This is a genomic window from Streptomyces sp. P9-A4, assembly GCF_036634195.1.
GTDB lineage: Bacteria > Actinomycetota > Actinomycetes > Streptomycetales > Streptomycetaceae > Streptomyces.
Map to the genome: position 1 here is coordinate 4,178,837 of NZ_JAZIFY010000001.1, position 9,914 is coordinate 4,188,750.

General features: G+C 71.4%; 10 protein-coding genes. 3 read left to right on the forward strand and 7 right to left on the reverse strand.

Annotation, left to right across the window (positions count from 1 at the left end):
* Positions 1-9: 9 nt before the first annotated feature.
* From V4Y03_RS18845 to V4Y03_RS18855, 3 genes are all read right to left on the reverse strand, one after another.
* Positions 10-1,503, reverse strand: a complete 1,494-nt coding sequence (locus V4Y03_RS18845) for a PTS transporter subunit EIIC (protein WP_332435661.1) — start codon at positions 1,501-1,503, stop codon at positions 10-12.
* Positions 1,504-1,537: 34 nt separating this feature from the next.
* The gene (murQ, locus tag V4Y03_RS18850; protein WP_332435662.1) at positions 1,538-2,467 is read right to left on the reverse strand and encodes an N-acetylmuramic acid 6-phosphate etherase; all 930 of its coding nucleotides are present in this window, start codon (positions 2,465-2,467) and stop codon (positions 1,538-1,540) included.
* A gap of 91 nt (positions 2,468-2,558) precedes the next feature.
* On the reverse strand, positions 2,559-3,476 hold the full coding sequence (locus tag V4Y03_RS18855) for a MurR/RpiR family transcriptional regulator (protein ID WP_332435663.1): 918 nt from the start codon (positions 3,474-3,476) through the stop codon (positions 2,559-2,561).
* A 157-nt stretch (positions 3,477-3,633) separates the two neighbouring features.
* Between V4Y03_RS18855 and V4Y03_RS18860 the strand changes: the two genes are divergently transcribed.
* The gene (locus V4Y03_RS18860; RefSeq protein ID WP_317877532.1) at positions 3,634-3,990 is read left to right on the forward strand and encodes a hypothetical protein; all 357 of its coding nucleotides are present in this window, start codon (positions 3,634-3,636) and stop codon (positions 3,988-3,990) included.
* Positions 3,987-4,256: a DUF4031 domain-containing protein gene (locus V4Y03_RS18865; protein WP_317877529.1), complete on the forward strand. Its 270-nt coding sequence runs from the start codon at positions 3,987-3,989 to the stop codon at positions 4,254-4,256. Before V4Y03_RS18860 ends, V4Y03_RS18865 begins: the two co-directional genes overlap by 4 nt.
* A gap of 124 nt (positions 4,257-4,380) precedes the next feature.
* Here V4Y03_RS18865 and V4Y03_RS18870 read toward each other — a convergent pair whose 3' ends face one another.
* Positions 4,381-5,865, reverse strand: coding sequence for a hypothetical protein (locus tag V4Y03_RS18870; protein WP_332435664.1), 1,485 nt, complete (start codon positions 5,863-5,865; stop codon positions 4,381-4,383).
* Between the two features lie 15 nt (positions 5,866-5,880).
* The gene (locus V4Y03_RS18875) at positions 5,881-6,336 is read right to left on the reverse strand and encodes a GtrA family protein (protein ID WP_332435665.1); all 456 of its coding nucleotides are present in this window, start codon (positions 6,334-6,336) and stop codon (positions 5,881-5,883) included.
* A 119-nt stretch (positions 6,337-6,455) separates the two neighbouring features.
* Between V4Y03_RS18875 and V4Y03_RS18880 the strand changes: the two genes are divergently transcribed.
* Positions 6,456-7,445 carry a glycosyltransferase family 2 protein gene (locus tag V4Y03_RS18880; RefSeq protein ID WP_317877526.1) on the forward strand — a complete coding sequence of 330 codons (990 nt, stop codon included), beginning with the start codon at positions 6,456-6,458 and terminating at the stop codon, positions 7,443-7,445.
* A gap of 145 nt (positions 7,446-7,590) precedes the next feature.
* Here the strand turns inward: V4Y03_RS18880 and cpt are convergent, their stop codons facing one another.
* Both cpt and V4Y03_RS18890 read right to left on the reverse strand, forming a co-directional pair.
* A complete protein-coding gene (cpt, locus tag V4Y03_RS18885) occupies positions 7,591-8,112 on the reverse strand; it encodes a chloramphenicol phosphotransferase CPT (RefSeq protein WP_332437223.1) in 522 nt (173 codons plus the stop codon).
* A gap of 146 nt (positions 8,113-8,258) precedes the next feature.
* A complete protein-coding gene (locus V4Y03_RS18890) occupies positions 8,259-9,461 on the reverse strand; it encodes a Cmx/CmrA family chloramphenicol efflux MFS transporter (RefSeq protein WP_332437224.1) in 1,203 nt (400 codons plus the stop codon).
* Positions 9,462-9,914: the final 453 nt, after the last annotated feature.

Here is a 9,914-nt window from a genome sequence, read left to right on the forward strand (position 1 = left end):
CCTTGGTCGTCAGACCTTTGCCGGTTCCGGCTCGGGGGTCTTCGGCGGGGTGCCGCCCGTCGCCACCGTCACCTCCGCCGTCTCCGTCTCCGTCTCCACGTTGAACTCCTCCAGGAGTTCCTTGCTGAAGCCCCAGAAGTACGTCGCCACGAAGCCCGCCAGGTAGCCGATCAGCAGCCCGCCCGCGTAGATCGCGATCGTCGCGCCCAGGCCCTTGTTGCCGTCGAGGAGCGGGAAGAGCGCCCAGCCCGACGGGCCGATCGCCGTCGAGCCGACCGAGTCGCCCAGCATGCTGAAGAGTCCGATGAAGCCGCCGCCGAACGCGCCGCCGACGCAGGCCGTGATGAACGGGCGGCCGAGCGGGAGCGAGACACCGTAGATCAGGGGCTCGCCGACGCCCAGGAAGCCGGCCGGGAGGGCGGACTTGATGGTGCGGCGGATGGAGCCGTTGCGGGGGAGCTTGAGGTAGACGGCCATGGCCGCGCCGACCTGGCCCGCGCCGGCCATCGCGAGGATGGGGAGCAGGACCGTGTACCCCTGCTGCTCGATCAGCGTGGTGTGGATCGGGATGAGCGCCTGGTGCAGGCCCAGCATCACCAGCGGCAGGAACAGGCCGCCGAGGAGGAAGCCGGCTCCGGCGCCCGCGTGCTCGAGGAGCCAGTTGGCGAACTCGCCGATGGCGGTGGAGATCTCACCGGCCAGGAACATCAGGCCGAAGATGGTGGCCAGGCCCGAGATCAGCACGGTCAGGGTCGGGGTGACCAGGACGTCCAGGGCCTCCGGCACCCAGCGGCGGCACCACTTCTCCACGTACACCGCGAGGACCGCCGCGCCGAGCGCGCCGAGCACACCGCCCTGGCCGGGGGAGAGCGTCTGGCCGAAGGCGTCGATCTTCGCGACGCCGGGGAAGACGATGATCGCCGCGACCGCGCCGCCGAGGATCGCCGTACCGCCGAACTCCTTGGCCGTGTTGTAGCCGACGAAGACGGCGATGAGCGCCATGAAGCCGCTGGCGATCGCCGCGAGCGCGGGGGTGACGCCGGGCAGCCAGCCGAGGTTGATCAGCAGGCCGTTGAGGCCGGCGATGATGCCGCAGCCGATGAGGGCGGGGATCAGCGGGACGAAGATGTTCGCGATCCGGCGGAGGAAGAGCTTGAACGGGGTGGCGTTCTTCGCCTTCTGCGCCGACTTGATCGCGGCGCCCTGCGCCGCCAGGTCGTCGGCCGAGTGGGCCGCCTTCGGCGCCGCCGCCACCAGGGCCTCGATCTCCGGGGTCACGCGGGCGACGGTGCCGGGGCCGAGGACGATCTGGTACGTGTCGTCCTCCACCACACCCATCACCGAGGGCAGGGCCTTGAGGGCCTCGTCCCGGACGAGCGAGCGGTCACGCAGTCCCAGCCGGAGGCGGGTCATGCAGTGGGCCACGGAGCTGATGTTCTCGGCGCCGCCGACGAGGGGGAGGATCGCGGCGGCGATGGCGCGGTTCTTGTCGTCTGTGCTCATGGTGCGGTGGTGCCTTGCTGTGAGGGGAGGGGGCTCAGCTGGACTTCGCGTGCAGCGCCGCACGCAGGTGCCCCTGGGAGACGGTGAGCCGCTGGGCGGCCGTCGGGGCGTCGATGTCGGCGAGGATCATGAGGATCGCGTTCTTCACCTCCCCGTCGGCGGCGGTGAGGGCGGCCTCGATCTGCTCGTCCGGGGCTCCGGTGGCCAGTGCGACGATCCGCCGCGAGCGGGCCTGGAGCTTCTCGTTGGAGGCGCGGACGTCGACCATGAGGTTTCCGTAGGTCTTGCCGAGCCGGATCATGGTGATCGTCGAGATCATGTTGAGGACGAGCTTCTGGGCGGTGCCCGCCTTGAGCCGGGTGGAGCCGGTGAGCAGCTCGGGGCCGGGGACGACCTCGATGCCGTGTTCGGCGGCGGCGGCGAGCGCGCTGTCCGCGTTGCAGGACAGGCCGATGGTGAGGGCGCCGTGGGCGCGGGCGTGCTCGACGGCGCCGATGGCGTACGGGGTGCGGCCCGAGGCGGAGATGCCGACGACGGTGTCGTCCGCGGTGACGCCGAGGGCGGTGAGGTCCTCGGCGGCGAGTTCCTTGGAGTCCTCGGCGCCTTCGACGGCCTTGACCATGGCGGACGGGCCGCCCGCGATCAGGCCGACGACCCGGGAGGGGTCGGTGTTGAAGGTGGGCGGGCATTCGCTGGCGTCGAGGACGCCGAGGCGGCCGGCGGTGCCCGCGCCCATGTAGAGGAGCCGTCCGCCGCGGGCCATGCGTTCGGCGGTGGCGTCGATCGCGGCGGCGATGGCGGGGAGCTGCCGGGCGACGGCGGCGGGGACGGTGGCGTCCTCGTCGTTCATGAGCGCGGCGATCTCGGCGGTGGGGAGCTGGTCGATCTCGGCCAGTTCCGGACGGAACGCTTCGGTGGTGAGGGTGGCCAGCTGGGCGCGCAGTTCGGAGTACGTGGTGGACACGAGAGGCTCTTTCGTGGGTGGTGCGGCGGGTGCGGGGGGTTCGGGCGGCCTGATGGGCCGGTCAGCGGGTGCGGGTGGCTTCGTGGGCCGGTCAGCGGGTGCGGGGTGAGTGGCGGTGGGCGAGGGCTTCGTACGAGGCGGCGAGGGCAGGGGCCGCCGTCTCGTACGTACGCTGGGTGACGCAGGTGAACAGGCAGTCCACGACCAGGAGTTGGCTGGTGCGGGACGACATGGCCGCGGGGCGCAGTTCGCTCTCGCGGGCGGTGGAGGTGGTCAGGACGTGGTCGGCGTACTGGGTGACCGGGCCGTCCGGGCGGCCGGTGATCGCGACCGTGGTGGCACCGTGGTCGAAGGCCACCCGGAGCGGTTCTATGACGTCGCCGGTGGAGCCGGAGTGGGTGATGGCGATGGCCACGTCCCCGGAGCGCAGCTGCACGGCGTTGGTGACCGCGAGGTGCGGGTCGCTGTGGGCGTGGGCGAGCAGGCCGATGCGGAGGAGTTTCTGGCCGAGGTCCTGGGCGACGAGGCCGGAGGCGCCGACGCCGTAGATGTCGATGCGGCGGGCGGTGGCGAGGGCGGCGACGGCGGCGCCGAGCTGGACGGTGTCGAGTCCGGCGGCGGTGTCGGCGAGGGTCTGCTGCTCGTCGTAGGCCAGCTTGGCGACGACGTCGGCGATCGGGTCGTCGACGGCGATGTCGGCGGTGACGGCGGGCGCCCGGCCGGACTGCTGCTGGGCGGCGAGCCCGGCGAGGGCGAGCCGGAGGTCGCGGTAGCCGGGGTAGCCGAGGAGGCGGGCGGTGCGGACGACGGTCGCCTCGCTGGTCCCGGTGAGCTCGGCGAGGCCGGTGACCGTGAGCGCGGCGCAGCCGGCCGGGTCTCCGGCGACGGCCTCGGCGACCCGCTGCATCGAGCGGGTCATGGACGGCGCGAGGGTCCGGACCTTGGCCGCGAGGGCGGCGGGTGCGGGCGGCGCGTCGCTCGTGAAACTTTCCTTCACAACATTGGTCACGTCTGAAAGATACTTTCGGCAGGGGTGGGCGACAAGACCCCGTCGGTCCCGGATTGGGAGGGGACCTTGGTCCTTTTCGTACGGTCGGCAGCGCGGCGGTCGTACGGCCGGCCGGCGGCGTTCGTACGGTTCTCCCGTGGCGAGTGACAATGAGTCCATGGACGACATCGACCCCGTGGAGCAGGCGCTCCACGCCGCTCGCGCGCTGGTACTGGCCGACCTGGTGGCCCGCGAGGTCGCCGCCGCCGAGGTCGTGTCGATGGTGGAGGACGCCGTGACCCACCGGCGCTGGTGGGTCGAGCAGTGGCCCGAAGGCGTCACGTACGTCGCCGGACTCGTCGCCCAGGACGTCCAGGACGCCCTGCTCGAACGCTACGGACGCTGGCCGCTCTGCCCGGTCTGCTCCACCGGCGACCCGCACGCCCTGGACGTGGAACCCGAGCTCGGCCCGGACCCGCACTGGGTCTGCGGCAAGCAGGGCGTGGTCGTCGCCCCGGTGGGCGGACTGACGTGACCCTCTACATCGACCCCCCGACCTGGCCGGGGCACGGGCGCATGTGGTCCCACCTGGTCAGCGATGTCTCCTTCGACGAGCTGCACGCCTTCGCCGCCTCGATCGGCGCCCCGCCCCGCGCCTTCGAGCGGGACCACTACGACATCCCCTCCGACCGGTACCGGGACGCGGTGGAGGGCGGCGCGGTCGAGGTCGGGTCGAAGGAGCTGCTGCGGCGGCTCACGGAGGCGGGGCTGCGACGGCCGAAGGGGCGGCCGGCGCCCTGACGGCCGGGGCGCTGACGGGCGGGCCCGGAGCCCTGACGGGGCGCCGAGGAGCCTGCCCTGGCAACGCCGAAGGGGCGGCACGGAGTGATCCGGGCCGCCCCTTCGGGTGCTTCGTTCGGGCGTTTCAGGCAGGCTGTCCGGCCGGCGATTCGGTGGGCCTGGCGGCGGGGGCCTCCCCCGCGTCGGCCACGGCCTTCGCGGCGGCCTTCTCCCGGCGCCTCACCACGTGGGCGGAGACGATCAGCAGCACGGCGACGGTCCCGGCGAGGGCGGGCCAGTACACGTAGCGGTAGTTGGACTCGGGCGAGGTGGGCAGGTAGGCCAGGATGTACAGGGTCGAGCTGGCGCCGAGCAGCCGGAGCTCTCGGGTGTAGGGGCCGATCCACCGGCGACGCAGCGCGAGGACCAGGGAGACGGCCAGCCAGAACCAGCCCTGGAAGAGGAACGGAACGTCACGGACGAAGCCGAGCACGTAGTACCGCAGGGTGGACTTCAGGAACTCGTTGGAGGGGGTGTCCACGATGGCGTCGGGCTGCTGCGACGGCAGGGCCCGCGTGCCGTTCTGGAAGGGGTAGTTGCTCTGGAAGAGCAGCTTGCCGAAGAGCTGGAGGCGATACTCGGCGTAGCCCTGCCAGTGCTTGGGCATCTGCTGGGTCCACATCTCCAGGATGACGTCGACGTTCCGCGGAGACAGCGGGTCGGGTGCGGTGTCGCGCTGGTAGCAGTGGAAGTAGGAGTCCGAGGGGATCTTCTTGGTCTGGCACGTGGTGGCGGCGGCGGCCAGGGCGTCGCGCAGGGCCGGATCGGCGCCGGCCCGGTCGGCGGCGGCACGCACTTGGGCCGGGGTGAGTACGTGGACGAGGTCGTCCAGCGGGATCTGCGCGTACTGGCGGGTGGGCAGCGGATCCGCGGCGGCGGTCACGGCGGCATTGGCGCCGGCGGTGACCGCGACGAGCACACCGGTGGCGACGAGCCAGCGGCGGCGGCCCGGGGCGGGCCAGAGCGCGAGGACCAGCAGGACGAAGACCGGGATGACGGCGGGGAAGGCGTTCTTGCGGACCAGGATGGCGTACGCGAGGAACAGCACGCCCACGGCGAGGAGAACCCAGCGGGTCTTGGTCCGGCCGGACGGCACCTCACGCGCGATGAGCGCGACCACGCAGGCCGCGAGCAGGGCGTACGCCAGGTGCACGTCCTTCCACACCACCCCCGTGAAGGTCACGATGTGCGGGGCCAGGCCGACGGCGAGCATCGCGAGGGAGAGTCCGCGACTGCCGGTCTTCTTCCACACCAGCGTGGCGAGGAGCCACAGCGGTACCCACAGCGCGACGGTCTGCAGAGCGGCCATGGCCGAGACGGCGCCCGTGGAGTCGATGAGGATCTTCCACAGGAGGGCCATCACCGGAGGGTGCCAGTCCTCCATAGGCATCTCGCCCAGCGCCTGCTTCATCTGTACGAGGCTGTCCGCGCTGAAGTATCCGGGGTGGAACACGACGGACACGGCGTAGGCGCAGACCGCGGCGATGGCTGCCAGGGCCCACGGCCAGAGTGAGCCGCGCCGTCGGGCGTCGCGTAGCGTCGCGGTCCACCGGTCGATGGTGCCGGGCATGTGGGTCGGGTCCTCTCAGGGGCGGGTGAACACGAGGCTGCGGTAGGCGATGAAGCGCAGCAGTGTCGCCGCCGCCCAGCCGGCGAGCCGGGCCGCGTTGTCGCTGAGGGGCGACCCGAGACCCAGGAGTTCGTGGGAGATGTACAGGGGGAAGGCGGTGACCGCCATGCCCACCAGGTTGACGCCCACGAACAGCGTGAGCTCACGCCGGTCGACGGCACCACGGCGGTCCCGGTAGGTCCAGTAGCGGTTGCCGACCCAGCTCACGACCATGGCGAGCAGGGTGGCGACGACCGATGCGACGACCGGCATGCTCCCGAGGGTCCCGCCGTCGGAAGACGGGTAACCGAAGGTCAGAAGATTGAAGCTCGCGGTCTCCACGACGAACGCGAGTGCTCCGACGACGCCGAAGGCCGCGACCTCCCGCCCCATGTTCCGCGCCCACGAGGGCGCGCGTCGGCTCCAGGCCATCAACCGCATCATGGCGGAAACGTAAACTTGTGCGACCGAAATCTACAAACGCGGGGTAGCATCCCCACGAATTTCTCGAACACTTCACATCGTTCGTTGTAACCAAGAGGAACCCTCACATGAGCCCCGTGATCGCTTGCGTCGTCCCCTGTTACAACGAGGAGGCCGCGATCGGCAAGGTCGTCCGTGACCTGCGCGCAGCACTTCCCGAGGCTGTCATCTACGTGTACGACAACGCCTCCACGGACAACACCATCGCCGAGGCCCTCAAGGCCGGAGCGATCGTGCGGCAGGAGCCGCGCAAGGGCAAGGGCAATGTGATCCGACGGGCCTTCGCCGATGTCGAGGCCGACGCGCTGCTGATCATCGACGGCGACGACACCTACGACGCCACGCGCGCCCGCGAGATGGTCGACCTGCTCTTCGAAGGCCCCTACGACCACATCGTCGGCGCCCGTCGCGAGATAACCGACACGGCCTACCGGGCCGGTCACGCGGTCGGCAACAAGATGCTCACCGGCGCCGTGCGGTCGCTGTTCGGCAACGACGTCAGCGACATGCTGAGCGGCTACCGGGTGTTCTCCCGCCGCTTCATCAAGTCGTTCCCCGCCCTCTCGCGGGAGTTCGAGACCGAGACCGAGATGACGGTGCACGCCCTCAGCCTGCGCCTGCCCACCGCGGAGCTGGAGGTCGACTTCAAGGACCGGCCGGCCGGCAGCGTCAGTAAGCTCCGCACCTACCGGGACGGCTGGCGCATCCTGAAGCTGATCCTGGGCCTCGCCCGCCGCCAGCGACCCTCCCTGTTCCACTCCACCATCGCGGGCCTGCTGGCGCTCGTCTCGCTCGCCATGGGCGTCCCGGTGATCGCCGAGTTCCTGGAGAGCGGCACGGTTCCGCGCTTCCCCACCGCCATCCTGGCCGCCTCCGTCATGATCATCGCGGTGCTCGTGCTCCTGGTCGGGTACATCCTGGAATCGTTCATGCACATGCGCCAGGAGCAGTCCCGCCTCGCCCACCTCATGTACCCGGCGCCGTCCTTCGGCGCGGACTTCGTGCCGGACGCGCTCCCGGGCGCGACCGTCTCCGCCTCGGACGTCCACGCCGCCTGACGCTCCGCTGGTCTCGGCGGTACCGGCTCACACCACGGGGGCCGTGCTCGTCCGCTCCCGCCTCGGTCGGCCGAGGCGGTACGCGCCCGTACGGGCGTCGGTGTGACCCGTACGGGATCGAGGCGCGCAGGTCGGGGCGTGCGGATCAGGCGACGCGCGCCGCGATGGCGCGGGCGCAGTCGAGCGATTCGGTGCGGGTGGTGTCGACCTCGATGTCGTAGACCACGCCCCGGTGGACGAGGTCCGCCTGCTTCGCGGCCATCCCGGCGACGCGGTCGCCCCGGGCGGTCTCGCGGGCCGCGGCGACGGTGGCTTCGCACCGGACGCCGACCCAGAGCACGTCCAGGTCGCCGAGGAAGCCCCGCCAGCGTTCCTGGGACCCGGCGCCGCCGAGGAACACGTCGTCGATGACGACGCGGGCGCCGGCGCGGGCCATGGTGACGAGGCCCTGGGCCCAGGCGCCCTCCAGGGCGCGGAAGTCGCCCCCGACGCTGACGCCGCCGTCGGCGGCGAACCCGATGCCGTCGTCGGAGCTCCGCATCGTGGCGGGCATGGCGTCGATGAGGGAGTCGATCCCGAACGCCAGCCAGGGCTGGGGGAGTACGGCCTGGAGACACCGCACGATGCCGGACTTCCCGGCACTGGAGCCACCGTTGAGAATGATCATCTGGGTTGTCACCGCGCCACCCTAGGGCCTGTCGTCACCCGAAGGGCAGGCGGGAGTTCGACGACAGCCCTAGAGCGGTGACGGCCGGCCCCGCGGCGATTTTCCGGGGACGCGCGCGGGGTCGGCCGCGCGCGTCCGCGAGGGGTTCAGCAGGGCGAGACGGCCTTCTCCCGCCGGGGGGTTCCGGCCGTCACCACGCGGGACGTGGACGTGTGGAGCTTGAGTGCCACGGCCGCCGTCACCAGGCCCACGGCCGTCATCGCCGCGCCGGCCCAGGCCGTCGAGGCGTAGCCGAGGTCCGCGTCGATGACGGTGCCGCCGAGCCAGGGGCCGCCGGTGTTGCCGAGGTTGAAGGCGGCGGTGGTGGTGGCGCCCGCGAGGGTGGGGGCGGCGCCCGCGACGTTGAACATGCGGGCGTTGAGGGCGGGGGCCGTGTAGAAGGCGGAGACGCCGAGGAGGAAGGTCAGGACGATCGTCGCGGCCGGGCTGGACGCGAAGAGGGCCAGGGCGACCAGGAAGACGGTGGAGGCGGCGATGCCGCTGAGCAGGACGCCGAAGAGGTGGGCGTCGGCGACGCGGCCGCCGATGGTCGTGCCGACGACGGCGCCGATGCCGAAGAGGGCGAGGACGCCGGAGACCCAGCTGTCGTCGAGTCCGGAGACGTCGGTGAGGAGCGGGGCGAGGTAGGAGAAGGCGCAGAAGACACCGCCCGCCGCGAGAGCGGTGACGACGATGGAGAGGAGCACCTGGCGGTCGCGGTAGATGGCGAGCTCGCGCTTGAGGCGGGGCTTGGTCTCGGGCAGGGGGATGTGCGGGATGCGGGTGATCACGCCGACGAGCGCGATCACGGAGGCGAGGCCGACCGCCCAGAATGCGGAGCGCCAGCCGAGGTGTTCGCCGAGGAAGGCGCCGGCGGGGACGCCGAGGACGTTGGCGATGGAGAGGCCGCCGATCATGACGGCCATGGCGCGGGCGCGTGAGCCGACCGGGACCATCGCGATGGCGACGGCCGCGCCGACCGCCCAGAAGCCGGCGCAGGCGAGGGCGCTGACGATCCGGGAGGCGAAGAGGATGGAGTAGTCGGGGGCGAGGGCGCCGGCCACCTGTCCGAGTCCGAAGACGGTGATCAGGGCGATGAGGGTCGTCTTGCGGGGGAGGCGGAGGGTCGCCACCGCGAGGAGCGGGGCGCCGACGACCATGCCGATCGCGAAGGCGGATATGAGCAGTCCGGCGCTGGGGATGGAGACGTTCATGTCCTCCGCGATGGGCGGCAGGAGGCCGGAGAGCATGAATTCGCTCGTGCCGAGGGCGAAGACGGACAGGCCGAGGATGTAGACGGCGAGGGGCATGCGACGGTCGCCGCCGGGCACGGTCGCGGGCGGATGCGCGGCTCCGTGGGCGTCGGCGGTCCCGGTGGCCCCGGGGGTCTTGTCGATGGGGTCGGTGGGCTCGGCGGAGGTTGACGGCATGACATGCGTCAACCAGGGGTTTGTGCCTGTCATTCCCGGGCCGGCGGGGATCTCGACATTTGGGACGGCCGGCTGCGCGGAGGTTCCGTGCGACCGGTAACAAGATGATCACCCGAGCGGTTGCTTTGTCCGCACTCGGCGTCCCGTAGACGGTTGGCGGCATTTATTTGATCTTCACGCGAGCAATCACGCGTGACATCGTCGCAGGGCAAGCGGCAGTGTCGGTTCGTGGGGGACGTGGGCGCCGGCACCTGCCGTGTCCGGGGATTCTGCTGTCATGCCCATGGCTGAAGCTGTCGGTCGATCGAGAGATCAAGGCAGACCATGTCATTG

Excerpts from the sequence above, each read along its gene's own strand:
- V4Y03_RS18875 (WP_332435665.1), bottom strand. The coding sequence starts at position 6,336 with ATGGCCTGGAGCCGACGCGCGCCCTCGTGGGCGCGGAACATGGGGCGG.
- V4Y03_RS18845 (WP_332435661.1), bottom strand. The coding sequence starts at position 1,503 with ATGAGCACAGACGACAAGAACCGCGCCATCGCCGCCGCGATCCTCCCC.
- V4Y03_RS18860 (WP_317877532.1), top strand. The coding sequence starts at position 3,634 with ATGGACGACATCGACCCCGTGGAGCAGGCGCTCCACGCCGCTCGCGCG.
- V4Y03_RS18870 (WP_332435664.1), bottom strand. The coding sequence starts at position 5,865 with ATGCCCGGCACCATCGACCGGTGGACCGCGACGCTACGCGACGCCCGA.
- cpt (WP_332437223.1), bottom strand. The coding sequence starts at position 8,112 with ATGATCATTCTCAACGGTGGCTCCAGTGCCGGGAAGTCCGGCATCGTG.
- V4Y03_RS18890 (WP_332437224.1), bottom strand. The coding sequence starts at position 9,461 with ATGCCCCTCGCCGTCTACATCCTCGGCCTGTCCGTCTTCGCCCTCGGC.
- V4Y03_RS18880 (WP_317877526.1), top strand. The coding sequence starts at position 6,456 with ATGAGCCCCGTGATCGCTTGCGTCGTCCCCTGTTACAACGAGGAGGCC.